Annotated in this window: 15 protein-coding genes; 10 read left to right on the top strand and 5 right to left on the bottom strand. The window is 45.8% G+C overall.

Features of this window, described 5'->3' with window-relative positions:
* The first annotated feature begins 11 nt into the window (after positions 1-11).
* From LDX50_RS05525 to LDX50_RS05495, 7 genes are all read left to right on the top strand, one after another.
* Positions 12-7448 (top strand): S8 family serine peptidase, encoded by a 7437-nt coding sequence (locus tag LDX50_RS05525; protein WP_225697410.1) that lies wholly within the window; start codon positions 12-14, stop codon positions 7446-7448.
* Positions 7449-7478: 30 nt separating this feature from the next.
* Positions 7479-8054: a GRAM domain-containing protein gene (locus tag LDX50_RS05520; RefSeq protein ID WP_225697409.1), complete on the top strand. Its 576-nt coding sequence runs from the start codon at positions 7479-7481 to the stop codon at positions 8052-8054.
* Between the two features lie 95 nt (positions 8055-8149).
* The gene (locus tag LDX50_RS05515; protein ID WP_225697408.1) at positions 8150-8422 is read left to right on the top strand and encodes a hypothetical protein; all 273 of its coding nucleotides are present in this window, start codon (positions 8150-8152) and stop codon (positions 8420-8422) included.
* A gap of 167 nt (positions 8423-8589) precedes the next feature.
* Entirely contained in the window at positions 8590-9219 is a 630-nt protein-coding gene (locus LDX50_RS05510) for a TetR/AcrR family transcriptional regulator (protein WP_225697407.1), read from the top strand.
* The gene (locus LDX50_RS05505; protein ID WP_225697406.1) at positions 9216-10328 is read left to right on the top strand and encodes an efflux RND transporter periplasmic adaptor subunit; all 1113 of its coding nucleotides are present in this window, start codon (positions 9216-9218) and stop codon (positions 10326-10328) included. The genes LDX50_RS05510 and LDX50_RS05505 overlap by 4 nt, the downstream gene beginning before the upstream one ends.
* A 9-nt stretch (positions 10329-10337) precedes the next feature.
* On the top strand, positions 10338-13481 hold the full coding sequence (locus LDX50_RS05500; RefSeq protein ID WP_225697405.1) for an efflux RND transporter permease subunit: 3144 nt from the start codon (positions 10338-10340) through the stop codon (positions 13479-13481).
* On the top strand, positions 13468-14814 hold the full coding sequence (locus LDX50_RS05495) for a TolC family protein (RefSeq protein ID WP_225697404.1): 1347 nt from the start codon (positions 13468-13470) through the stop codon (positions 14812-14814). Before LDX50_RS05500 ends, LDX50_RS05495 begins: the two co-directional genes overlap by 14 nt.
* On the opposite strand, the gene LDX50_RS05490 is transcribed toward LDX50_RS05495, so the two are convergent.
* From LDX50_RS05490 to LDX50_RS05480, 3 genes are all read right to left on the bottom strand, one after another.
* The gene (locus tag LDX50_RS05490) at positions 14811-16079 is read right to left on the bottom strand and encodes an aminotransferase class V-fold PLP-dependent enzyme (protein WP_225697403.1); all 1269 of its coding nucleotides are present in this window, start codon (positions 16077-16079) and stop codon (positions 14811-14813) included. The two genes, LDX50_RS05495 and LDX50_RS05490, sit on opposite strands and share 4 nt — an antisense overlap.
* A gap of 62 nt (positions 16080-16141) precedes the next feature.
* On the bottom strand, positions 16142-18340 hold the full coding sequence (locus tag LDX50_RS05485; protein WP_225697402.1) for a penicillin acylase family protein: 2199 nt from the start codon (positions 18338-18340) through the stop codon (positions 16142-16144).
* Between the two features lie 99 nt (positions 18341-18439).
* Positions 18440-19495: a M23 family metallopeptidase gene (locus LDX50_RS05480; RefSeq protein WP_225697401.1), complete on the bottom strand. Its 1056-nt coding sequence runs from the start codon at positions 19493-19495 to the stop codon at positions 18440-18442.
* A gap of 138 nt (positions 19496-19633) precedes the next feature.
* On the opposite strand from LDX50_RS05480, the gene LDX50_RS05475 reads away from it, so the two are divergent.
* From LDX50_RS05475 to LDX50_RS05465, 3 genes are read left to right on the top strand one after another with little or no spacing between them, the layout of a single operon-like run.
* Complete coding sequence (locus tag LDX50_RS05475; RefSeq protein ID WP_225697400.1) at positions 19634-22822, top strand: S41 family peptidase; 3189 nt, start codon at positions 19634-19636, stop codon at positions 22820-22822.
* 3 nt (positions 22823-22825) lie between these two features.
* Positions 22826-23560, top strand: coding sequence for a DUF4184 family protein (locus LDX50_RS05470; protein ID WP_225697399.1), 735 nt, complete (start codon positions 22826-22828; stop codon positions 23558-23560).
* On the top strand, positions 23560-24216 hold the full coding sequence (locus tag LDX50_RS05465; protein WP_225697398.1) for a DNA alkylation repair protein: 657 nt from the start codon (positions 23560-23562) through the stop codon (positions 24214-24216). The genes LDX50_RS05470 and LDX50_RS05465 overlap by 1 nt, the downstream gene beginning before the upstream one ends.
* A 222-nt stretch (positions 24217-24438) precedes the next feature.
* Here the strand turns inward: LDX50_RS05465 and LDX50_RS05460 are convergent, their stop codons facing one another.
* Positions 24439-26004 carry a glycosyltransferase family 39 protein gene (locus LDX50_RS05460; RefSeq protein ID WP_225697397.1) on the bottom strand — a complete coding sequence of 522 codons (1566 nt, stop codon included), beginning with the start codon at positions 26002-26004 and terminating at the stop codon, positions 24439-24441.
* Positions 25982-26734, bottom strand: coding sequence for a cupin domain-containing protein (locus LDX50_RS05455; RefSeq protein WP_225697396.1), 753 nt, complete (start codon positions 26732-26734; stop codon positions 25982-25984). Before LDX50_RS05455 ends, LDX50_RS05460 begins: the two co-directional genes overlap by 23 nt.
* Positions 26735-26917 lie beyond the last annotated feature (183 nt).

Below are 26917 nucleotides of genomic sequence, written 5' to 3'. Positions count from 1 at the left end.
CAATCCCTGACATGAGAATTTTCTACAAGAAGCATTTATCCCTTTATTTAGGCATTTTGTGTCTCCTGCTGTTCTCTGCAGCATTCACCCAGGGCCAGACGCCGGAGAGTGATATAGTCAAAGGAAAAATTCGGGTTAAACTGAAAGAAGAACTCTTCAAAACAAGTCAGCTGCGCGTTTCCTCTGATACGAAAAATGATCCACATATTGGAATTGAAGCCGTGGATGCGGTAAGTGATGAAATCAGTAACGAAATAGGTCTGATAGGAATGAAACGTGTTTTCCCGTTTTCAAGTAAATATGAGGAGCGTCACCGAAAACATAACCTGCATCTTTGGTATGAACTTACATTTGATCCGGCTGTAGACCCTTACACGGTGATGAAGAAATACGAAGGGCTGCCGGAAATTGAGATAGTGAAACCGGTATATAAAAAGGCCCGGATCGATGCAGACAGAAAACCTGTGTTATTCAGGGGAAACACACGGGCAGAATCGAATTCTTCAGTGTTGGAACCCGCTTTTTTTAATGATCCATTACTACCCGAACAGTGGCATTATGAAAATGATGGAAGTCTCGGACAACCTGCGTTTGATATCGATCTGTTCAGCGCCTGGCAGAAGAATACAGGTAATGCCGAAGTTATTGTAGCTGTTGTTGACCAGGGGGTTGACTTCAATCATGAGGATTTGAAGGGCAATATGTGGAAGAATGAGGCGGAACTGAATGGCCTTCCAGGTGTGGATGATGATAAGAACGGCTATGTGGATGATATTTACGGGTATAATTTCCTTGCAGATGGAGCCATTACCCCCGGCCCGCATGGAACACATGTTGCCGGAACCGTGGGTGCCACCTCCAACAATGGTGTTGGTCTCTCAGGTGTAGCAGGTGGAGACGGAACAGGAAACGGAATTCGTTTGATGTCTTGCCAGGTTTTTGACAGCAATGGTGATGCAGGAAATTTTGCGGAGGCCATTGTATACAGTGCTGACAATGGTGCCGTTATCTCGCAAAATTCATGGGGATATAACATTCCGGATTATTATGAGCCTGAGATCATTGATGCCATTGCGTATTTTATAGAAGAAGCAGGGCAATTTCCCGGAAGCCCAATGAAAGGCGGAATTCTGTTTTTTGCCAGCGGTAACACCGGGACACAGTCGACCCGTTATCCAGGTGCTTTTGATAATGTGATTGCCGTTACTTCTGTAGGACCGACAGGGCTACCCACCAATTATTCAACCTATGGTCCCTGGACCGATATTGCGGGGCCCGGGGGAGATATGCAATCATTTGGAGATGAAGGTGGTGTTCTGAGTACCCTGCCAGGCAATGCGTATGGATATCTTGAGGGCACATCTATGGCCTGTCCGCATGTAAGCGGGGTTGCCGCTTTGGTGGTTTCGCAGTTTGGCGGATTCGGTTTTACTGCTGATGACCTCAGAAGGATCATTTTGAGTAGCTCCCTGCCCTTTGGACAAGAGGGATATGAACTGTACGGCAGGGGATACGTTAATGCGCAGAGAGCCATGCTCGATGACAACCGAATTCCTCCGAACGCCATCAGTGACCTCTCCGCAACCGATATTTTCCATAATCAGGTACAGCTAAACTGGACCGTACCCGAAGATCCTGATGGAAATGAACCATCGGATTACTTCCTTGCCATCAGTGAAAACGTAATAACCAGTACGTCATTCAATGGCGAAGCGATTTATACGTTTCCCAATACGGTTACCGCGGGCCAAACGTACTCTCTTAAAATAAACGGTCTGCGTAAAGAAAAGAGTTACTGGTTTGCCATCAAATCTGCTGATCAGTTTGAGAACCTTTCAGACATTTCCAATGTCCTGATGGTTACTACTGCTAGTGAGCCAAACTTTATGAGTTCAACCCGTACGGTTGAAGTCATGATTGACGTTACCGAATCCGCTGTCGCAACACAGTCACTATCATTTTCAAATATCGGTGAAGGCAGACTTTCATGGGAATCAACCGTATTCAATGAGCAATACGTGAATTTTTCAGAAAGTAGTACCATAAATAATGTTATTACAATCGATCAGCCTCAAACAGAGGATTCCACATCACTCAGCTCAGGAGCCGCGGATACTTTTGTATACATTGAATCACTTGGGATCACAGATCACTCAACTCCCAATAGTTACTGGAAGAATGATGTGACCGAATTTGTGGCGGGCATGACGCACGACAATGGCACTGATCCTGCCATATTAGCGGGTAGCGGCAACCCCAATTCCGGATTCATTGTCGCCACCCGTTTCGATTTACCGAGGGACTATGGAATAAACGTGACCCACGTGGAGGCAGTGATGTATCCCGATGTGAATGATAAACCGATTTTGGTTGAGATCAGGAAAGGAGGAAGAAATAATTTTGAAGAGTCAGAGTCGGTTTACTTTCATGAATATTATCCTGACACCGTTAAACAACTTAAGTATTACAGAATACCGATTTACCGCCCACAGTGGTTTGAAGACGGCGAATCATTTTGGGTCGTACTCCATTATCCCAAGGAAAACAGTCAGCCGCAGGCCATGCAATTAGGGTTTGAGGATTACTGGGGGAAATTCATCATATCGCGGGACAATGGCCGAAATTATCAGGATGCTTCTGCGCTCTTGTTCAGGCCTGTGATACCTATGGTGAGTGCCATGAGTACCGGAAATGACGGATCCTATGTATTCCTGGACCCTGCCAGTGGTACACTAAGCGCAGCTGAGTCCGCTGAGGTGGATGTGATCATCGATGCCAATAATCTGACCAACGGGCCACACCTCGCCTCGCTTGGAATTCGTACGAATGACATCCATAAGCCCATTATGAATATTGAGGTGAAGGTGCAGATTACAGGACATCATCCTGAACCTGATCTTACCGAAAGAGTTCAATTGGAGGCATATGTAAACAGGACGAATGAACTGGAATTTTCCGTTGAAAATAAAGGCCTTGGATCACTTGAGATTTATGGCATTAACTCGTCAGATCCCGTTCTGGTCAAAAATTTCTCTGATACAATTCTCATTGGGGCAGGGGACACAGGAACCGTTCCATTCCTCTACACCCCGTCTTCGGAAGGCACATTTAATCCTGAGTTTATTCTTCAAACAAATATAGGACTACTGCCGGCATCCATTCAGATTATGTCTGTTGAGGAGCCTTTATTGATGATTACCGCAAATGAATCAGTGTTCAATCTAACTGAAGGAACAACGGCTGAACTCAAACTTATCCTCAGAAATACCAGTTCAGGAGCTGTATTGAACTACGATCTGAATGCATACAGTACAGCAACTAAAAATGCAGGCATTCTCCCGGAAAAATTCTCGTATACGATCACGGATTCTGAAAATCCGGATGGTCCGCCTGTCGGTATGTGGAACGATATATCCGCATACGGACGCCAAGCTTCAGACTTCATCCCACTTGAATTAAAATTGCCTTACTTCGACCAGTCCATTGAGGCCATTGAATTGGCAAACTTTGGTAATCTGTATGCCTACGGGAATTCTCTGATTGTTCCCCTTCGCCTGCAAGGTTATGCTGTTAGCAATAAGGAAATAACCTATTATGGATTCGGGGACAGAACAATTATAAATTTCCTCTGTGAAATAAGGACCGGCAATCTCCCTATCGGTGAGGTCGAATACCAGGTTGTCCTTTACAGGGATGGGAGTATTGAGTTTCGGTATTCCAATGTTGACCTGATTTCCGATATGGATTATTCGGTATGGATTGAAGGTGTGGAATTCCCGGATAAATACGCATACCGCGAATTTGGGGAGCCAGGAAAACCAATGTACAATGGTAAGGTTATTCGTTTTGAACCCTCACAGATTATAAATATGCTGGGGGATGCCACACCTGCTTCAGGATCACTGCTGCCAGGAGGAGAGGAGTCTGTAATTTTGCAAGTTGATCCTGACTTCTTTGGAGTTGTTGCTGGAACATATATAAATGAAGTGCAAATCAAGACCAATTCATTTTCAGGTATTCACAGTCTGCCGGTAACAGTACATATTTCAGGAAATCCCGATTTGTCCAACTCCGATTCTGTTAATTTCGAGACGATTAATGTCGGACAAGAAGTGACAGGGTATGTCCAATTTACCAATGAGGGTCTTGACAAAATTGAAATACAGTCATTCAGCGTTGCAGATCCTGCATTTATGGAGGGAGTAGAATTGCCCCAAACCATCGAAGCGAAGTCAACATACATGTTCCCCATTAATTTCCAACCAGAAAGGACGGGTGAATTTGATTTAGCAGCTTCTTTCGCTTTTAGCGATAATTCAAGTTCCCAGGTTGCACTAAAAGGAAACGTAAGTCCCGATCCTTCCTATGCTCATACAATTCCTGACAATATTCAGGTTGAGGTAACTGGTGGCAGTAAAGTCCGCATTCCATTTAACCTGGAAAACACCAACCCGCTTGTTGCTCTCGATTACAAATTTGAGAACAGCAGGTTTGTGGCGGCGGATTCAACTCCTTCCGGTCTTGCGCTCGGAAGTAATAAGTCACCTGATTTCGAGGGCATTTATGGATACACCACTCATGTATCTGAAAAATTAGGCGCCGATTACAAGTGGAATGATATCCGGATTGTCGGAGAAGTTGTCACACCGCCGGATGGAACTCATTACAAGATTGATTTGCCATTCAGTTTCCCGTATTACGGGGATAGTTATAATACCATTTGGGTTTCCAATAAAGGGTATGTAACTGTCATAGAGCCCCTTGCTGATCCTGAAAATGCATCTTTTGAAATGAATGACGGAGTGCGCGGTATGATCGCACCTTTCTGGTCGGATATTGTGCCCCCAAGTGATAACGGAGGTCTTTTTATCGAAAAGTTTGAGGATCGGATATATCTGCAGTGGGAGAATTACAAGGGAAGGAATTCAAATATATCAGGTGGAGATGTCACCTTTCAGCTGGAAATTACAGATGAGGGCTTTATATATTTTCATTACAAGCGTGTTGATGACTGGGGTGGTCTTGTTAAATATGGTCTGGAAAGTCCGGACGAATCGGAAGTCGTGGAAGATCCCCTCGCGATTATCGTTTCATATGCACCATTTACAGATGAGACAACTTATTCCCTGATTCCCCCCCTGAAGGGTACACTGGATGTGGCAGAAACTCTTGATCTTAACCTGGTCATTTCTGCTGAAAACATATTTGTTCCGGGGGTTTACCGGGATTCCCTGGTACTGCGTACCAACAGTAAAGTACAGGAGGATCTGATTGTACCTGTTGAACTGCATGTCATCGGATCGCCCGTACTTACTAGACCTGATACTCTGGCGTGGGAAGAAGTTGTATTTCGGGATGGATTGAAAATCAGCCAGGAAATGGTTCTTTCGAACAGCGGACATGATATTTTACTGCTGGAGAATTTGAAAAGTGACAACCTTGGCGGAGTTGAGTTCCTTGACCAGGATGGAAACAGGATCATTCGAAACGGTAGTGGCAACCTGCTGAATCCAATTCGGATCAATCCATGGGAACAGGTAAAAATCACTGTTAGTCTGCCCGTACCTCAACAATCCGATTTACAGGGAAGCATCTTGCTGGCAGGTAATTTTGGCAATCAAAGTGTACATCTGAAAGCAGATATTGTACCGTCCCCTGTTTTTAACTGGGATGCGTCTGATCAGGTATTTGATTTGTTGGAGACCGAAACCCAGTCTTTTTCGTTTTCGATCCAAAATGAAGGTTTATCACGGCTCCGCTATCAACTTGTACCGGCAGTAGTCCCGGATAACGAAGAGTCAGACTCACTTCGAATTATTGATGAAATTGGTCACTTTAGCGGAAGTAGTCCAATAACCATCGACTCTCTTGCCCGCGATTGGAATGAAAAAGCTGATGCAGTGTTTACACCCTGGGTTGTTGGTCCGAATCTTTCGTTTGCAAATAGCTATGTTGCACCTGAAAATGGCTTTTATATCACTCATATTAAGACGTATAATTACCTGGACAAAATAAATGAGTATGTCCGGATCAGCATATATGTTGACGGTGATCTGCCGGAAGAGGGCCAGCTGGTATATGATGAAAAATTTGTTATTGATCGTGTGGTTGATGAAGAATGGATTTATTTCCCATTGAAGGAACCCTTTGTAATTCCTGCCGGAAAGAAATTCTTCATTGCTGTGGCTCAGCCGGTTTCATCTAAATATATGGGCTATGATGTTTCTACAGACGAAGAGAAATTAAAATATACATTTTCAGGAGTTTACACGGGCAATGATTCCTACTATTGGTACCCCAGCAGTGAACAAAGTGAAAAATGGGTCTGGAAGATACGTCCTCTAACGGCTGCGGGTGAAAACCAATGGTTAGAACTTGATGCGTTCAACGGAGATCTTTTACCCGGAAGATCTGCTATTGTTAATGCACTCATCGATCCTTTAAAAGCGGGTAGTGGTGTACATTCAGCAAAGTTGCTGGTGAAATCAAATGACGTAAACCGGTCATCTGACCAATTTAGTGTTACCATCAATGTGAATGGAGCGCCGCGCTTTGAGTTCTATCCCAATATGTATGAAGAGCAGATTGAAATTCAAGAGACAGAGAAACGAACATTAAACTATTTGTTCAGTGATCCGGAAAATGATGTAATGACCCTGAAGCTGGGGGATATTGCTGCTAATACTCCTGAAATAACGTTGCAGCAAACCGGTGACATTTCTGCCCAGCTTACAATCAGTACAGGCTATGAAGACGCTGGAGAATATGTCATCCCGGTAGTGATCATGGATGATAAGGGAAATGAGGTTTATGATGCGGTCATCATAAATGTGATCGATAAAAACCGTCCACCAGTTTTCAATGAAGAGTTTTCTGAGTTTCAGCTGAATCTGGCTGGAGATGGAAGTCTTACTATTGATCCATTCGAACTGTTTTACGATCCGGATGGTGATGACCTTCAGATTTATGCAGGAAACTATACACCACAAATATTGGATATGGCATTGGGCAGCAGGTATATAAGCCTGATACCCCGGGAAATCGGGACCGCGCAGTTAGTTTTTGCGGCGGATGATGGAAAAGAGAATGGCTATGTGCTCAATGAATCCTTTGTTCAGGTAATTGATGATCCCGATGCAGCTGAAGGCGAAACGTCTGATAATGGTTTAAAAACTGACATCAAGGGTGAATATGTTTTCTCCGTTCAACCAAATCCCGTCACCAATGGTCAGGCGAAACTCGTTTACTACCTCGAAAATACATCCAATGTAAAAATCATTATTTCCGATCTGCAGGGCAGAGTTTATGAAACTATAGATCAAAGTGACCTTCATGAAGGATCTCATAGCACCCTGCTGAATTTGTCTAAGGTGCCTCGTGGTATGATACTGTGTACACTATGGGTCAATGAATCTGTAAGCCAGACCTTCAAGCTAATTATTCGGTGATGATCGGTGACTTTAAATCATGAAATCCTTATGAAGCTTAATTTCTTACAACTCCGAACGATCATCAGCCTGGGGATACCAGTTGTATACCTGATTCTTACGGTCATATTGGATGGATTTAAACCTGCAGATGTTGTTATTGCTCTATTGGCTGGATTCATTTCCTTCCTGCTGATGACGCTGTTTACATCGAAAGATTCCCGGAACGTCAATCAACACATCGGGTTGAGTACAGAAGAAAAAGAAGGAGATGAAATTATAATTGAGACCGAAGCTTGTCATTATGAGAATGGAGTATATAGCCTTGGTCGGCTGATTCTGACCACAGATCATCTGAGCTTCCGGGGACTTGATCATGAATATGTGCAATTAAGTCTGAAAGATATTTCTGCTGTCCGTGTTTATCATTTTGAGCATTTATTCAAAAAAGGATTCAGCTTAATTGTGAAGACTAAGGAATTCATTTTTGAAGTGGAATATGTCCGGGACTGGATGGACATCATCCGGTATCAGATGGCCAATTTTGAACCAGCTGAAATGACCCTGAAAAATGATGGTATCGTTGACAATCCAATACTTGACCGGAAGAATACAGAAATTGCTTGACGTAGCCGGCATGGATGAAATTAATTTTTCATCCTGACCGTTATCATAGTACAGGGTTATTCAATTCTGTATTTTGTAGTAAAACCAACTAAACAATGACTTCTGCTGGTAACAAATTGCCCCCGAAGATCAATGAATACATTCATCGGCATTTCAGGGAAGACTTTTTGTTCAAGGTTCAGTCGGTACGAAGAATTGGTGAACACGTCCGCTACAGCATCGATGTAGCCAAGGACGAACATATCTATCACCTGAAGTTTGACGAAAAAGGTTGGCTGCTGAAAAAAGAAGTGGAAGAAGCTTTTCCCGCGGATGATTATGATGATCCGCACGCCGGTGACTCTGCACAGGACTATATTTTTCGCTGAGCAGGTCGTAAACATTGCAACTGTACCTACCGTCAGAAATCCACCCGGGTTCTGAGAGGGATTTCTTTTGCCAGATTAATTTTTTAAAACTTTCTGAACAAATATTTTTTATCTGCGTTAAGAAATCTAACATTGTTAGAAAATCTAATTCTGTTAGAAAATAGTATATGACGAAGACGAAAACTCCTGATAAGCGAACCATCCGAAAGGAACGCACAAAGGAAGCCATCAAGAAGGCGGCGCTCGAAATTGCTCGTAAGGAGGGATGGAACGGGGTAACGATTCGGAAGATCGCCGGCAGGATCGACTACACGGCGCCTATCGTTTATGAGCACTTCAGGAATAAGGATGACCTTTATTTCCACCTGGTCCATGAAGGATTTACGCGTCTTAAAGAGGAAACATTCAGCGAAGTAGAGGGTAAGGGAAGTCCGGAAGAAAAATTCCTCGCAATCGCCGAAGTGCGGTTTTGGTTTGCTGTGCGCAATCCTACACTGCATCATATGATGTTCGATGCTGAAAATCCGGATTGGCAGAAAATCGAGTTGGCCAAGTCAATGGTCAGCATCATGCAGATGGTTGATAAGCTGGTCGATGAGATCAGCGGTCAGCCTGAAAAACGAATGGATTATATATTCAACATGATTTGCCTGATAAAAGGTTATACATTCTTTACGAATCACCTGCTGAATACATCTACAAAAATGTCCCGGCATTTTCCGGCTGACGAAGACGAACTTCATAAACTATACACAGACGCCATCAGGCGTTTTATATCAAGCATCAGTAAGAAATGAAAAACAGAAAACTAATAATCGGTATCCTGGGTGTCCTCATCGTAGTGGCCGCAATATTCATTGCCGGCAGATTGGCCAATACCCCACAGGAAGCTCCAAAAGAGGAGGAACGCGGCGACAAAGTGGTCGTCCATACGCGCAAGATCGAAAATTCCGAACAGATTGCCACCGTGCCCATCACCGGACGCGTTGTAGCAGCCGACAAGCTCGATCTCTATGCCGAAGTATCCGGTGTTTCCACCTACGGAGCAAGACCCTTTAAAGCCGGAAACCGGTTCCGCAAAGGTGAGGTACTATTGAAAATTGATGCGGAGGAATTCAGCAGGTCAATGGCTTCCGCAAAAAGTCAGTTCATGAGCCTCATCGCCACCGTGCTGGCCGACCTCAAGATCGACTTTCCTGAAGACTATCCTGCCTGGAGGGATTACCTGAAAAATATGGATGTCAACAAATCCCTTCAGAAACTTCCGGAGGTGCAGGATGAGCAGTTGAAATTTTTCCTTACGGGTCGGAACATCTATTCCACCTACTACAACCTCCTGGAATCTGAAACCCGGCTTGCGAAATACGTGATCCGTGCACCCTTCGATGGTACTATTACAGAAAGCTATATCAACCAGGCGTCACTGGTGCGAACTGGTCAGCAGCTTGGCGAATTCATCCGGGAGGGGAACTATGAACTGGAGGCATCAGTAACGTTCGATCGTCTCGCCGGTATGAAGATCGGTGATGAAATTTCCTTTAACGAAGTGAACGGTGCATTCTCCTATGTCGGTAAGCTCGTTCGGATCAACGAAAAGGTGGATGCGGAAACCCAGCTCATAAAGGTCTATTTTTCTCTGAAGGACCCCGCACTTAAAAGTGGCGTTTACCTTGAAGGCAACCTGACTACCGGTACATTCCCCAGTGCTACTGTTCTTCCTGTGAGCGCACTGGTGGATGGTGCATATGTCTTTGTTGTGCAGGATGGGAAGGCTGTGAAGACTCCTGTGGAAGTGCTCTCCAGGGGCTCAAATCAATTTATCGCGGGCGGTTTGCCGGATGGGGCTGAGATTATTGTCGATAAGAAAAACGGCGCATTCGAGGGTACATCTGTTGAAGCCATTTAATCTTCTGAAATGAAAGACTTTATCAAATTCTTTATAAAGAACGAGCTGCTCGTCAACCTGTTTATTGCCATCGTGGTATTGTTAGGGATTTTAGGCCTTAGCAACATGAATTCTTCATTTTTTCCGAAGGCACCGGAACGCTTCATCATCATCGAAGCCATCTATCCCGGTGCCTCGCCCCGCGAGGTGGAAGAGGGAATCACCCTCAAGATCGAGGATAATCTCAAAGGAGTTTCCGGAATCGACCGTGTAACCTCTACCTCGCAGGAAAATACAGCCCGTATCACTGTGGAGCTTGATTACGGTCAGAATGCCGACCTTGTTTTACAGGATGTGAAGAACGCCGTCGATCAGATCTCGAATTTCCCGGCGGATATGGAACAGCTCGTGGTATATGTACTGGAAAGTCAGAATCCCACCGCCCGCGTCGCCATTACAGGCGACGTTCCGCTGCGCACGTTAAAAGAGAGTGCTGAGAATTTTGAGGACAATCTCCGAACGTTTCCCAACCTGTCCAAAATTTCCTTATCCGGATTTACCAGTGAGGAGATAGAAATTGCGCTCACCGAAGCAAAGTTACGGGCTTTCGGACTGGCCTTCGAAGATGTCGCAAGGGCAATTCAGAGCGAGAATATTAAAACAACCGGAGGACGCATTAAATCAGACACTGAGGTGATCATTCGTGCAGACCAACGGGAATATTATGCTGATCAGCTGGGAGACATTGTGGTGAAGACCCTCGATGACGGGAGTGTTGTGCGCCTGAGCGATGTGGCCACCATAAGCGAAGACTGGTCGGAGGACACCAACATGGCATACTACAACGGTGAGCGTGCTATCATCATCACCATAAGTACATTGAATGAGGAAAATATTCTGGATGCAGCGGCCAGTGTTGTAGGGTATATCGATACATTCAATCAACAGAATACAGTTGTAAAGGCCCACCTCATTGAGGACGGAACAGTGGTATTGCAGGAACGCATCAGTCTGCTTACGGAGAATGGCGTTCTGGGAGCATTCCTGGTTTTTGTATTGCTTGCGATGTTCCTGCGAATCCGCCTGGCATTCTGGGTGGCCATCGGTATTCCGATCTCCTTCCTTGGAATGTTCATATTCCTGAACCTCACCGGCATCACCATCAACGTGCTTTCACTCTTCGGAATGATCCTGGTGGTGGGTATCCTGGTGGATGATGGTATTGTGGTTGGGGAAAATATTTTCCAGCAATATGAAAAAGGAAAGACCAAATTCAGAGCGGTACTGGACGGTACGCTGGAAGTAATTCCGGCCATCAGCTCGGCTATTGCCACCACATGCCTGGCGTTTTCTTTCTTCTATTTTATCGACGGACAGCTTGGTGAGTTCTTTTCAGATGTCGCTGCTGTGGTCATCTTTGCGCTTGGTTTTTCACTGGTTGAAGTACTCTTGTTTCTTCCGGCACACCTTGCACACATAAAGGATCTCACCGGTGAATCGCATCCGAACAAGCTGAAGGTGAAGGTTGAAAATCTGCTCATCAAATTTCGCGATTATGTGTTCAAGCCTATTCTGATTTTTGTACTACGGTATAAGGTTTTTGCTTTTATGCTGGTCGTTGCCGGATTGATAGTTACTATCGGCGCCATCAGGGGAGGCATTATCAAAACAACATTTTTCCCCAACATTGAACAGAATAAGGTTCAGGTAACGCTGGAATACCCTTCGGGTACTTCCGAAAGTACTACCGAGAATACGATACGGCAGATTGAATCTGCGGTGAAGGAACTGGGGAGCAGATATGAGGAGGAATTTGGTGCCGAAATCATCACCGACATCGAATGGTCGGTTGGTCCCGGGAGTAACAAAGGCCTGGTGACATGTTACCTGGTTTCTTCCGAAGACCGTGATCTGAGAAGTTTTCAGATTGCTGCCGATTTGCGGAATGCTGTGGGCCCCATACCCAATGCCACGCAGTTAAGCTTTGAAACAGCAACGCCATTCGGAAAACCGTTAAATATCTCCTTCTCCGGAAGTGATTTTTCCAGGTTACGACTGGCTGTAGAAGATTTTAAACAGGAAGCCCTGAAGACCGGGCTGGTAAAAGACCTGGTGACCAATGATCAGGCAGATCAGCCTGAAATCAAGGTGACCCTTAATGAGGCCGGCCGTGCTCTTGGATTTAGTACGCAGGAAGTGATCCAGAAAATCAGATATGGATTTTTTGGTTTTGAAGCGCAGCGCTTACAACGGGGTGATGATGAGGTAAAGGTATGGGTGCGTTACGACATCAAAAACCGGCAGAATGTGGAATCCCTGATGGATATGCGTATCCGTACGTCAACCGGTGCACTGGTTCCGATTCGTGAAATTGCCACCCTCACACCAGTAAACGGATTGATCGCGATCAGTCACCTGGATGGCAAGCAGCAGATCACCATGCAGGGTGAGGTTTCATCGTTCGATGTTTCTTCAACTGAAATGATCAACAAAATTTCCGCGGATGTTATTCCGGTGATCTCAGAGCGATATCCCGACCTTTCCATTGCCCTCGACGGACAGCAACGGGAGACGGCAAAACTGGCTGCATCAGTGGCTAAGGTAGGTCCGATCATCCTGGTGCTTATGGCAGCATTGCTGATTCTTACATTCCGATCGGTAAGTCAGTCTGTGGCGCTGCTTCTGATCGTGCCTTTTGGTCTGATCGGTGCCGGCTGGGGGCATTATATACACGGCCTGCCCATGAGTCTCCTTTCATTCCTGGGATTCATCGCACTCATAGGGGTAATCGTGAACGACGGACTTGTATTCGTCGGCGCCTTTAACAGCTACCTCAGGGAAGGAAAGAAGTATGACGATGCGCTGATGGAGACGGCACTTTCAAGGTTCCGCCCCATTTTCCTGACAACTATCACGACGGCAGCCGGATTGGCGCCACTGATCCTGGAAAGGAGTTTTCAGGCTCAATTCCTTGTTCCGATGGCCATCACAATTGCGTATGGATTATTAGTGGGTTCCTTCCTGCTCATCCTGATCCTGCCCGTTTTCCTTTCAACCTTTAACAGGGCGAAAGTATGGATAGGCTGGCTGGTAACAGGTGAAAAGCCCACCCATGAATCTGTTGAAAAGGCGGTAATACGCCAGCTTAAAGAAGAAGAGTATGAAAGTATTTAAATTAATCCTCCTGATTTCCCTGATCAGTCTGGCCCGTCTCAACGCCCAGGATCCTGATTCATTAGCCCGCGTTCTTTCGCTGGAGGAGGCCATCAATATCGCGCTGGAAAATAATTTTGATATCCAGATTGCCAGGAATGATCTCCAAATTGCTCAAAACAATAATGTGGTCGGCAATGCGGGACTCCTGCCGAGAGTTGATCTGAATGGCGGCTATGACTATTCTTCCAACGACGCTAAACTAACCTTTGCAAATCCGGAACAACCGCCGATCGAGGCTTCCGGTGCAGTTACGAAAGCACTGGCGGGTACTGCAATTGTCCGTTATAACCTCTACAGCGGAGGGTCACGGTTGAATACATTGCGTCAGCTGGAGAATCTTAATTATATCGGCCAGCTTCAGCTGCGCGCGAGCATGGAATTAACTATACTCAATGTAATGGATCAGTATCTGACTTCCGTTGCGCGCCTGGCGGAATTAAATTTGAGGGAAGAATCTGTAATCATTTCCCTTGATCGATATCAACGGGCAAAAGAGAACTACGCTTTCGGAGCTTTTTCGAAAGTGGAATTCCTGAATGCTGAAGTGGATCTCCGTAACGACAGCACCAGTCTGATCGATGCCCGGCTGCGCTTCGAGAATTCACTGAAGAATCTGAATAATGTGATGGGTATATCGCCCGATTCCGTACTCTATGTGGCCGATGAGATCTCGTACAACGAAAACCTTGATTTGGGTTTGATGCTGGATGAGGCCCTCATGCAGAATTCCAATTATCTGATCTCACGAGCCAATATGGATCTAAGTGAACTGGATGTGAAGATTGCACGGGCAAATTACTTTCCTACACTGGATTTTTCAGGGGGTTATATCTACAGCAAATCCGACAACGAAGCCAGTTTTATCACAACCTCCCGAAATAATGGATGGACGACCGGATTAACCCTGAGCTATAATATTTTCAATGGGGGTAATACGCGAAGAGCGGAAAGGAATGCGAAAATACGTACTGAAACCAGCCAGGTGATGATCGAGAAAACTGAAAATCAGCTCAAAACGGATTTGCTTACCAATTTCAATAATTTCGAGACCAACAAAGAACTTCTTGCTCTGACGATCCGGAACCTGGAGCTTGCAGAAGCGAACTATCAGCGGAGTCAGGAAGCCTTCACCACCGGGGAAATCACAGGCCTGCAATTGCGCGAAGCACAGCTGAACCTGTTAAGTGCACGGTTCAATGTGATACAGCTTCGTATTCAGACCAAGGTGTCTGAAGTAAACCTGTATTACCTGTCAGGAACTTTGGTGGAACCCGTGGAAAACCTCAATTAGAGCGTTTTAATTACCCTGATCGTCCGGTCGATCTCATCTTCGTTATTGTAAATGTGCACGGAGTGCCGTAGGTATTCACGGCCTACCGATCGGGGTTGCAGACGCTCTGCTTCCCATAGTTTCTTCTGTAATTCCGGCCCGGTGAGCCCCTCAACGGCATAGGTGGTAATACCGGCACACATACCGGGATGGGTGGAGGAATAGATGGTGACCTTGTCAATTTCACCAAGTCCTGCCCGGAGGTAATCCCCCAGCTGTTTGATCCTTCCCAGCCACCGTTCTTCCCCGATGGTGTGATAAAAATCGATGGCTGCATTCAGGCCGACGTACAGTGCTGTATTACCCGTGCCCGTTTGCATAAGGCGAAATCCGTGATCATCCTGAAGGTCCCAGTTATAGCTTGCCACCGTAGTCCATATTTCCGGCTGCCGGTCGGCACTGATGTATAGCAACCCGTTTCCGCCCGGAGCCAGCAGCCATTTATGCAGGCTTGAATAATAGGCATCGCAGCCGATATCCTTCACATCAACCTTGATCTGGCCTACGGTTTGTGCCCCGTCGAGAATCGTGAAAATCCCCCGCTTTCTGGCTTCTGTACAAATGGCTTTCACAGGCATTACCACCCCATAAACCGAAACAATATGCGGTATCGCAATGACTTTTGTTTTAGGTGTAACCTCTTTGAAAATCGCGTCAAAAATTTCCTGCGGGTCATTTGCCGGAACCGGCATTTTTGCCTGTTTGTAGACGCAGCCCTTACGTTTGGCAAGTAGCTGCCAGGCTGCAAACCCGCCTCCATGCTCCTGGTCTGTGTTCAATAATTCATCCCCTTCATTTAATTCCAGTCCGTGCGCTACATAATTCATTCCGAAAGTAGCATTCTGCACCAGTGTAATCTCCTTAAAATCAGCATTGATGAGCGCCCCAACTTTTTTGCGCAGTTCCTCTTCAGGAAAATAACCGGAGAGCAGTTGTGGACCTTCACCCTTATAATCCGTTTCGGCACCATGGATGGCATTGTAACGCATCTCGTCGATCATCCGGTTTGTGGTATAATCCGGTACAGGGCCCATCGTCCCGTTATTGAAATAGGTCTGATCCTTTTTCAGGGAAAACTGGGAACGTACGGCTTTCCAGTAATCGTCGTCGGTTCTGTCGGTCGCAAGGAATGAAATGTCGTTCGCCCGGGACTCATGGACGGTAAGGAAAGGAGCCAGGATCGATCCGGCTGCCGCTTTTCGGATGAAGGTTCGTCGGGAGGTCATGGGGTAATAAGTTAATCTTAAAATTTATAGAATCTGATGAAATGATCACCAGTTTCTCCGGATCATTTCTCCCCGGGATGATATGTTTTTTCGGCGTTGGCCTCGACTTCCTCCCGGGTGAAATTCACTTCCTTAAGTTCGCCCTTCATAAACATTTCCGACTGGTCATTGTAATGCGGCGAGTCCGGATCCGCACTTTGTCCGCCGCCAATGATTGTTCGCGCTTTCACCGTTTCCCCGAATTCAATGACCGCTATGAAACTGTTTCCACCGGCATAGTATTCTTTGTTTGAATCTTCCTGCCGGTTATAAAACGCTGCCGGAATAGATCCGAGAAAGCCCGATAAAAACCGTGAGGGAATCGAAGGCTTTGCATCGTCGTAGAAGGTCGGGTGATCACTGATCCGCTGAAACCGTAATACATCGCCCAATGGCACGTTGTATGAGCCGAAAGTTTCATTCATATACTCAACGGATCCGCGCAGTGCCTCGAGCACCTCATCAGCACTAAGCCTGTCCCTGGCAACGATCACTTGTGGAAACGACTCCAGGTTCATATCCATAACTGTATCGGCAGGGATATACTTGCCCGACATACCTGACATACGACGGGCGAAGGCTTCACCCAGCAATACCGCTTCTGCTTCGATGGTGGCACGGCGGTCCCAGTTTCTCAACATCGAGACTGGTCCGGAAAGAGATTCCTTTCTGTCATCGCCGCTCTCAAGGCCATCATATGCGGCAAATAACGGTGGTAGCACAATATCAAAAAGCTGAAGATAATTGTCGTAAGCGAGCTGTCGAAAATCATCGGCGGTAAAATCCTTCGCCGCATCCAGGAGTCGCATAGCATTTGCTGCCCGTGGATTTTGATGATGCCCTGTCATGTAGGCCGGGTAATCACCTTTTTTCGGACTGTATTCTCCCGATGCCAGGTAGGGGGTGGAGTTACAGTTCTGGATCCATCCGTTTACCGGATTGATTACCTGGATGATTTCATCCAGCTCGTGCAATCCTTTCCAGTCATTTTCCGGCGTGCTGAGTACCGGCTTGCGGTAGTTAGCCTCCGGATTTCTGCGTGGTACGAAATTGCCATTCCAATATGCGATGTTCCCATCCACATCGGCATAAACGGTATTGTTAGTTGCATTGGAACGAATGCTCATTACTTTTTTGAATCCTTCCAGGCCGTCTGCCTTCATTGTCATGAACTCCTGCTCCAGTTCTTTTTCCGGCATGTGCAGCGGCGTGATGGCGACATAATATTCATCGCGTTTGGTAACGATCGGACCGTAATGCGTGTAGTCTACCTGAAACGTTCGCTTATTCAGCTGTCCATCCCGGTTCTTGTAAGGTACGGTGATAGATTTGGTTTCAATCTCTCTCCATTTATCCCCGTATGAATAGTATTTTTTACCCTTCTCTTCCTTCACCTTCATCAGGAATGCATCGTGTGTATCGGTTCCGCTGGAGGTATGCATCCATCCGCAGTAATTGTTGAATCCATGATAAACAAAGAACTGGCCTTTGCTAACCGCGCCATACACATCGAGTCCTTCCTCGCTGTTGAGGTGTGCTTCAAGTCGGTGATAAACGCTCACATGCGGATTAATGAGCAACATGGCTTTTCCACTCTTTGTCCGTGACGGGCCCAGTGCCATGCCGTTGGATCCTTTCGACTCTCCTTCGGGCTCGTTGGATAGCTCAGGTATTTGTGTAGCAAAAAATTCAGCGATCTCCCGTCGCGAAATATCAGTCTGGTTGCTCACATTTCCTTCTGAAGATCCCTCACTGTAAGCCAGCGGATACCAGGGTTCAAAACGCGTTAGCAGCCTAGGCTCCACTTCGGGATGAGTGGCCAGGAAATAATTCATGCCATCGGCAAAAGCCTGCATAATCTTCTTCATGGCCGGATCCATTTTGGAAAGTTTTTCCTTCAGAACCGAAGGATCGCCGTAAGCCCTGGCCCAGAGGTCATTAAAAACCTGGCCTTCACCTTCCAGCTCGGCCAGCCTTCCCAGTCCGCGGATATAGTTGTATTCTATACGTTGAAAATCGTCTTCGCATTGGGCATACATCAGTCCGAAAATGACATCAGCATCGGTCTTCCCGTATATGTGAGGTACGCCCCAGTTGTCACGGATGATTGTAACCTTTTGTGCCTGTTTTTTCCATGCGGCAACCTCTTCAGGTGAGAATGGTTGCGCTGCAAGGTTGAGCGAGATGAAGAAAAGAAACAGTATGCGAAGTAGTGAATTCATATTTTATAGTTTCAACAGGATGGAAATTTCCTCAATTTTCATCGTATATACCAATGCGCATCGGGGAATTTACACCAACGGTGTATGCTTCAAAGACTATTACTGAACGTCTGAAAACAGGTCGTTACGTACCAGGTAGGCATCCTCGGCTTTGTGCCAGAACATGATCCTTTTACGGTTGATAGTAGAAAACCGATAGGGAAGGCCCTGTGATCCGGGAGCGTTGAGATCACCTGAATTTTGAATATGCATATGCAGGTGGGGCCAGGATGTATTTCCGGAATTTCCGGCTTTTCCCAGCATATCCCCTGACTTTACGCGGTCACCAACCTTCACGACAATGGATCCGGGCATCATATGGGCCAGGAAAACATAAACGCCTTCCTCCATTCGGATCACCACATGATTGCCTGCCGGATTAGACGGATTGTTGGGTTCAAAAGAAACAGCTTCATTTGGCAGGCTGTCCTGAACCTGCACAACCGTTCCCGAAACAGGTGCATAAATTGGTTCTCCCAGGGTGAAGAAGTCTTCGATCTGCGTTCCGTCGCCGCTGAAGAAACGACCCCCTTCATCCACCTTTACGATGTCCATGGCATATTTCTGACTGGCGTAGGCACAGTGGTAATTCACGGTAGTCGTACCTCCGGCATGACCGGCCGACCACGTTCCTTTAACGGGCATGTCTACGATGAGGCTCCTGTGTTTCTCCGGGTAGGAATACACGGCCGGAATGTTGCTGAGTAATACCAGTCCGGGCAGACCTACCAGAATGGTACTCAGCATCAGCAGAAACCGTTGTGATTTTGAATTCAGTAATTTCTTAGAATAGCTGCTGAATAATAAAACTTCTGTAATCGCGAGCAGTAAGACCGTTAATGAAATGGCCAGCAGAACCCATGACGGGACCAACGATGCAAAGGGCGACACGATGAACAGATTCACCGGGAGTGCGATCGCGCAAAGAAATAGCGCCAGAATCAGAAAGAATTTCATTCCACGGATCCAGTATAGCTGATCGGTGTTCCTTGATTTTATCCTGCGATCTCGATTTGCCCAGGACCTGAGACGCCAGATCAGGACGACCAGGAGCAGTACGAGCAGAATCAGATGCAGTACTGTGTAGGTGGTGCTTACAAATTTGAGGGTTGCCATATTTCCCCGAATTTACTAAAAGCGATAACTTTTCAAATCAAATTTTTTACATCAGCGGGGAATTATACCTTATTTCGGGGATGGATAAGAATCTTAATTCCAATAAATTAGATGATCTGTCAATTTACCCATGCATGTATGAAGAATTTATTTAAAATCTCGCTCCTATCTCTCATTGTAATCCTGTTTTCTCCAGCACTGCATGCACAGCAGTCACCACTTTATTTCACCCTGGATCCGACCCTGACCCCTGATGGTAGTACGATCATATTTTCATATGAAAGTGATCTCTGGAAAGTTGCTGTTAACGGGGGAGAAGCGGTACGTCTTACCGCCATGGATGGCGAGGAAACCCGTCCTGCCGTATCTCCTGATGGCAAATGGCTGGCATTCAGCAGCACCCAGAATGGTAATAAGGATATTTTTGTGATGCCCCTGGAAGGTGGGGAGCTTCGTCAGCTTACCTATCATGATGCCAATGATGATGTCGACAGCTGGAGCTGGGACAGCAAATCAATTTATTTCACGTCCAACCGGATTGGAAGATTTTCTGGTTTTCGTATCAGTGCCTCCGGTGGAACCCCCGAACGGTTATTCGAAAACTATTTCAATACAACGCACAACCTGGCAGAACATCCCAGCAGCGGCGAACTGTTCTTTAATGAAAGCTGGGAAAGCAAGATATTTGCTCATCGGAAAAGATATAAGGGCGACTACAACCCTGATATCAAATCATATAATCCTACGACCGAAGAATACAAGGAATATACTTCGTACAACGGCAAGGATTTCGGAGTAACGATCGACAGGAACGGGAATATTTACTTTATGTCGGATGAGGCCAATGGCGAATACAACCTGTACACGTTCAACAATGGAACAAAACAGGCGCTCACGAATTTTACATCTTCCCTTTACTGGCCAAAGGTCAATGCAAACGGTGGTAAGATCGTATTCAGACGGGATTACCAGATCCAGGTATATGATGTGGCTTCGGGCCAAACCACTACGCCGGTAATCCGGATTTTCAAAAACGCATTGCTGGAAAAACCCCAGGAGTTCAAGGTAAGCTCCAACATTACCGCATTCGATGTTGCTCCTGATAACAAGAAACTTGTATTCGTCTCGCGTGGAAGAATGTTCATTTCCGATGTGAAGGGAAAATTTGTCAAGGCGATGGAGACCCCGTCGGCAGAGGCAGTTGGTGAGGTTTACTGGTTGAAGGATAATATGACGATACTCTTTTCAATGAGTGACGGTGGTTACTACAACTGGTATACCCTTCGTGCCGATGGTAAGGGTGAAATGTCGAAACATACAAACGATGATCAGACCAACCGGTCCCTGTCGATGAACAGCGACCGCACGAAAGCAGCCTATATCAGCGGCCGCAATGAAGTACGTGTAATGGACCTGGCCTCTTTTACTTCGAAAACCATTGCCAATGATGAACTCTGGGGCTTCAGAAATGCCCCGCCCCAATTCTCCCCGGATGACCGTTATGTGGCATTTAATGCCTTTCGGGATTTCGAAACGGATGTATTTATTCATGATCTGAATTCAGGTGAAACCTTCAACCTCACAATGACAAGGGTATCTGAGGATAATCCGGTTTGGTCTCCTGATGGAAAATATATTTTCATAAGTTCAGACCCGATGAATCCGGGCTATCCCTATGGAACGCAGAACGCCAGAATTTTTAAAATACCGCTGAAGAAGTTCACAGATCCTTTCAAATCAGATGAACTGGAGGAGCTTTTCAAAGAGGAAGAAAAGAAAGTGGAAGAAGATAACGGCAAAAACAAGAAGGATAAAAAGGACAAGGAGGAAGAGAAAAAGTCGGAGGAGAAGAAGGTTTCTGTTGAGATCGACAGGACTAAGATCATGGAACGGATGGAAGCGATAAGCCCGGGGTTTGGACAACAGCGTTCCCCATTTGTTATACAGGATAAGGATAAGCTTATTGTTCTGTACTTATCTAATCATGATGAGGGGAAAACGAGCCTTTGGAAAACCACCATGGAACCATTTGAATCCAATAAGACTGAAAAGATCGAATCCGGACCAATGTTTGGGTTTGAAATTCACGTGGCGGATGGAAATTATTACCTGCTTTCCGGAGGAGATATTCATACGTTCAAACCCGCAGATGGTAAATTGGATAAAATTGAAATCGACTTTACTTTCCGCAAAAACCTGAAGGATGAATTTGTACAGATGTATTATGAGGCCTGGGCGGGAATGGAAGAAAACTTCTATGATGAGACATTTCACGGAGAGGACTGGGCCGCACTTCGTGATACCTATGCCAAATACATTCCCTATATCAATAGCCGTGCAGAGCTGAGGCTCATCTTCAATGATATGCTGGGTGAGTTGAATACGTCCCATTTTGGATTCAATTCATTCGGGAAAGAAGAGGATACATATTTTGAATTTCAGTCAACCTCCGCTGGTCTTCTTTTCCGGAATGATCAGCCTTATGTGGTTGAGCATATTGCAACTGACGGACCGGCAGACATGGATGGCGTAGATATACAGCCGGGCGACAAACTTGTGGCAGTGAATGGGCGCGCCATCGATGAGACTATGAACCGGGAGTCTTACTTCTATCTCCCTTCCCAAATGGATGAAATAACCCTTACACTTGACCGTGGAGGCAGGCAGGTGACACAGAAATTGCATCCTGTATCGGCTTCTTTACTGAACGGCCTCTTGTATGATGAATGGCAAAATACGAACCAGGCTTATGTAGATGAAAAGGGCGGCAAACGCATCGCCTATGTGCACATGAAGAATATGGGAAGAGGAGAGTATAACCGTTTTGTGGAAGACATGGTACGCGAAGGTGCCTATCGCGACGGACTGATCCTGGATCTTCGCTATAATACCGGAGGTAACGTTCATGACGATGTTTTGAATTTTCTGAGCAGGAAGAAATACCTCGAGTGGAAGTACCGGGAAGGCAAGAAAACCTCCCAGCCCAACTTTCACCCGGCCGACAAACCCATCGTCCTGCTGATCAATGAACAGTCGTTGTCGGATGCCGAAATGACAGCTGCCGGATTCAAGGCCCTGGGTCTTGGGACGATCGTCGGCACCGAAACCTATCGCTGGATCATCTTTACTTCTGGCAAAGGTCTTGTTGATGGGTCATTTTACAGGCTTCCTTCATGGGGCTGTTATACGCTTGATGGGAAGGATATAGAAAAGGAAGGGGTTAGTCCGGATATACGCGTGGAGGAAAATTTCAAGGATCGCCTTAAAGGAAATCAGCCGCAGCTTGACAAGGCCATTGAAATTATTTTGGCAGAGCTGAATAAATAAAAGGTGCCGTTCACCCTCAGTCATCCGGCGATTGTACTGCCCTTCCTTCGTTGGAAACGGGTGTCGGTAACGGGTTTGGTGATCGGAAGTATGATTCCGGATTTCGAATACTTCCTGCGTCTTCGTGTGTATGGAATATATGGCCATACGTGGGACGGATTGTTTTGGTTTGACCTTCCCCTTGCTTTGCTGATGGCGTACCTATTTCATTACCTGATGGGACCGGTTCTTATGAACAACCTGCCTGGTTTTATGCAGCGGCGATTCCCGGGCATGATTGGCTCTCAATGGCATGCATATGTTAGGACATATCCGTTGATTGTCATCCTCTCGATTCTTTTCGGTGCTGCCGGACATATTCTCTGGGATTCGTTTACCCATAATAACACCTATATTTCAACGCACTGGCTGATCCTGCAGCGGCAGGTTGACCTTGGGTTTCAGGATTATCCCCTGTGGCACATTCTTCAGCAGGTAAGTACTGTGGTCGGACTTATTTTCATCCTGCTTTATTTTCGAAAATTACCGGCAGATGGTGTGGTGACGACCAACCGTAAAACCTGGTTTTGGGTGGTTCTTATTGTAATTGTAAGTATTATCTCATGTTGGCGGTTATATGAGATCTCCAACAGTGAAATTGTTAAAATTGGTCATATAGCAGTGATTACAATGGGGGCGTCGGTTTATGGGTTGCTGCTGGTTTCACTCTTTTGGAGAAAACTTCAAAGACCCGATTAATGCCGGATTTAGAGACTATAACACAGGTTTATAAAAACCACAGGGATCCGGTTAAGGCAATGCAGATGAAAGCCTATCTCCGCGATCAGTTTGAGTTTTACGGAATTGATGCGCCTACACGCAGAAGACTTACCCGGTCTTTTATGGCTTCTGTGCGCAAGGAGCCCTTGGATGTGGGATTTGTTCGGGAATGTTACCGCAAACCGCAGCGGGAATATCATTACCTGGCCATGGAATACGTATTCCGAAAAAGGAAGGACCTGGTTGCAGCAGATATTCAGCTGGCGGAGGAACTGCTCGTGAATAACTCCTGGTGGGATACGGTCGACTTTATTGCCGCAAATATTGTAGGATGGATGGTTAGTGAGTATCCGGAGTTAAAGCGAACTGCCATTCCAGTCTGGATGCGTCATGAAAATATGTGGCTGCGGCGGACTTCTCTCATCTATCAGTTAAAATACCGGGAAGAAACCGATACGGAAATTCTTTCCGAAGCGATCCATACGAATTTGGAAAGCAGGGAGTTCTTTATCAACAAAGCGATTGGGTGGGCGTTGCGGCAGTATTCAAAATATAACCCTGACTGGGTACGGTCGTTTATCGAAAATACTGACCTTCAACCGTTAAGCCACAGGGAAGCCTCAAAATATATTTGATCCACGAATAAATATTAATATATTGGTGGCCAAACATTTTTTTATGGATCCTTTTTTGATTTTTTGTCTTTTTACAATCCTTAGTTGTCCGTTAATCGGACTTTGGGCCAGACACAAAGGAAAGTCACCATTTGAGTATGCCTTTCTCGCCTTTCTCTTCACTCCCTTATTGCCAGCTGTGATTTTATTGCTGGCCGACGAAAGGGAAAATGTCAAGAGCCGTTAGTTATAGTTTCGGTCGCTTGAAAATAATTCGAGCAATTCCAGAGACGGATCGGGATCACTGCCGATAAACACAGGCATATCATTTTCATAGGGCATACAGTATTGGCAGGTGTGAATGGTGAAAAGTGTTACGTCCCTCAGGCTTTTCTTGTGTGTCTCTTCCGAACCTCCCAGGATAATGAACGTTTTTATATCGGACTTTTTAATGTACTCCTGTCCCCACAGGTAGTAATTATTATGCCTGGAAAGTACCGGGGGAAGTGGATACTTGTCACGGTAATAGTCAATCGCACCGGCTTCACCATAGTTGTTGGCCCATACTACGGCATGTGATCTTTCCGTTTCCGGCAAACTCATCCAGGCATCAGAAACATTCTTAGCCAATTCTTCCCAACCGTGCATATCTGCATAAAACTGGGGAAGTTCAGACTCCTCCTTGCCCTCATTATTCCGGTTGTCGATCCCCAGCCATTTGTTGTAACGGATAAAATGCTCCTCTTCCAGGATGGGCAGTGCAAGGGGGACCATTAATGAGCCAAATAAAAAATAGGCAGTTAGCAGGGAGATTATAACGGCCTTACGGATGATGGGTTTTTGGATTTCAGCCAGTTGAACGGATCCGGTGGCAAAAACAGCAAGATAGGCACCTGCCAGGTATTCAGATTTTACCTGACCCTTGATAATCAGAATAAGAAAAGTCGTAAAGAAAATGATAATGGCCGCGCGATCAGGAAATGAATACTTTCTGTTCAGAAAGAAAAAGAAGGAAGCAATTAAAAGTACGAGTGACAGCGGATTCTCAAGAAGAATGATTCCCTGCAAAAAGTCGGCCCTTGTAATTCCTGCATACTTGAAACGGGAAGCGTTTTTTGCAAATTCGATATGTGCCATGTCATGGCTGATATTCCAGATTATAAAAGGAATGAAAATGATCAGGGCGATAATGCCTGCCACATAGGGCCCTTGGCTAAGAAGCAGTTTTCGCTGCGGGGTTGTGATCAGGTAGACGATCAGTCCGATCGCGAACCATGATATACTGATTTTGTTCATCATACCGAGCCCGACAAAGATTCCAAGGGTGATCCAGTGCCAGGTGTTTTCTGGTTTCCGCAAGGTTTTGGTGATCTGGTAAAAACAAACAGACCAAAAGAAGAGATCTATGCTGTTCATGGAAAAAACAGAAGCGAATCCTATATTGATAGGAGCGAACATGAATGCGGTACCAGCTACGGCTATGGCGAGTAATGAGCCTCCCAGCAAACGAACCCATTTTAACAGAACAAGCATGGTTAGCCCTCCAAATACCGCCGGAATTATTCGTACTACTTGCCAGTGATCACCAAAAATGGCGGTAAATGCGCTTAGGATCCAGATCGACAACGGTGGTTGATCCACATATCCGGTTGCAAGGTGGTCTGCACAGGCAAAATAGTACAGTTCATCCCTGAAAACGCCATATCCTTCAAGCCAGATCGCAGCAAGGTGCATCAGGAGTTTTAGTCCGACGAAAATCCAGATTAGGTTAAGTAATCGGGTCGAATTATCCGTGGTGGTTCTTTCCATACTTTTTTAATGCTGATTCCACATCAAGAACAGGTACCCGCAGTTCTCCATTGCCATTCTTCACTGCCTTTTCCATATCCAGATTATGAATATCATAGGATTGCTCGTTGAGGTCAAGTACGATCACATCGAATGTGAAGGCATTGTCTGATTCTGCAATAAACCAGTGAATATTATTATGGGCATCGGATATGGATGAGTGGTTTCCTGCGATGGTCTGAATGTCGAGCGTAGGCGTTATGAGAAGTGAAGCGTTTTCCTCCGCAATTTTATCGTATTGCCGTAGCCGAAATTTTCCGTCAAGGATCAGGTGGCTGGAAACCATATTGCTGTGACCATGCGGGATGATCGCCCGATCTTTCCGTAGTCCGAATATCTTTTTCACAAAAGTTGTCCGTTCAAGTCCTTCAATGGCCGGAAATTTCACCATCCGGGTTGCAACCCCCAGATCAGGAAAGCTGAATCCCTTCCTCAGGTTTTCGAAGTCGATAAAGTTGAGAAGATCTTCCAGTGGTACGGCTTCGAAGAGTTCACCGATCTTTTCCTGCCACAGGTACTGCGGAATATACTCCAGTTTGAGATCGGAACAGATTTCTTCAAGTTGCCTTGCCCATCGCTCCATATCCTGGTGTACTGATGCCGAAAAAGACCTCGTCAGGCTGGCGGCGTCCAGCAACAGATATGCGCTGAAGAACCGGGTAATTCCGAATGTGAATTCTCTGCGGTCCATTGTTAAGACTTAGACCTATAAGTTATTCAAAATTCAGCTGGGAAAGAATATACGATCGTTCTTCTTCGGTAAAATAATCGAATTTCGCCGCAAGAATTTCAGCGATTATTTTAAAATGAATTCTTTGAAATGGAACAGGTTTTGATTCCGAAGCTGAATGATTTGTTTTCCAATTCCCCATTC

The sequence above is a fragment of the Fulvivirga sedimenti genome, from assembly GCF_020328055.1.
This window is presented reverse-complemented; position numbering and strand designations above follow the sequence as displayed.

Bases quoted from the DNA above. Each gene is read 5' to 3' on its own strand.
- LDX50_RS05475 (WP_225697400.1), top strand. From the start codon at position 19,634: ATGAAGAATTTATTTAAAATCTCGCTCCTATCTCTCATTGTAATCCTG.
- LDX50_RS05510 (WP_225697407.1), top strand. From the start codon at position 8,590: ATGACGAAGACGAAAACTCCTGATAAGCGAACCATCCGAAAGGAACGC.
- LDX50_RS05515 (WP_225697408.1), top strand. From the start codon at position 8,150: ATGACTTCTGCTGGTAACAAATTGCCCCCGAAGATCAATGAATACATT.
- LDX50_RS05520 (WP_225697409.1), top strand. From the start codon at position 7,479: ATGAAGCTTAATTTCTTACAACTCCGAACGATCATCAGCCTGGGGATA.
- LDX50_RS05480 (WP_225697401.1), bottom strand. From the start codon at position 19,495: ATGGCAACCCTCAAATTTGTAAGCACCACCTACACAGTACTGCATCTG.
- LDX50_RS05505 (WP_225697406.1), top strand. From the start codon at position 9,216: ATGAAAAACAGAAAACTAATAATCGGTATCCTGGGTGTCCTCATCGTA.
- LDX50_RS05500 (WP_225697405.1), top strand. From the start codon at position 10,338: ATGAAAGACTTTATCAAATTCTTTATAAAGAACGAGCTGCTCGTCAAC.
- LDX50_RS05460 (WP_225697397.1), bottom strand. From the start codon at position 26,004: ATGGAAAGAACCACCACGGATAATTCGACCCGATTACTTAACCTAATC.
- LDX50_RS05495 (WP_225697404.1), top strand. From the start codon at position 13,468: ATGAAAGTATTTAAATTAATCCTCCTGATTTCCCTGATCAGTCTGGCC.
- LDX50_RS05485 (WP_225697402.1), bottom strand. From the start codon at position 18,340: ATGAATTCACTACTTCGCATACTGTTTCTTTTCTTCATCTCGCTCAAC.
- LDX50_RS05465 (WP_225697398.1), top strand. From the start codon at position 23,560: ATGCCGGATTTAGAGACTATAACACAGGTTTATAAAAACCACAGGGAT.
- LDX50_RS05490 (WP_225697403.1), bottom strand. From the start codon at position 16,079: ATGACCTCCCGACGAACCTTCATCCGAAAAGCGGCAGCCGGATCGATC.
- LDX50_RS05455 (WP_225697396.1), bottom strand. From the start codon at position 26,734: ATGGACCGCAGAGAATTCACATTCGGAATTACCCGGTTCTTCAGCGCA.
- LDX50_RS05525 (WP_225697410.1), top strand. From the start codon at position 12: ATGAGAATTTTCTACAAGAAGCATTTATCCCTTTATTTAGGCATTTTG.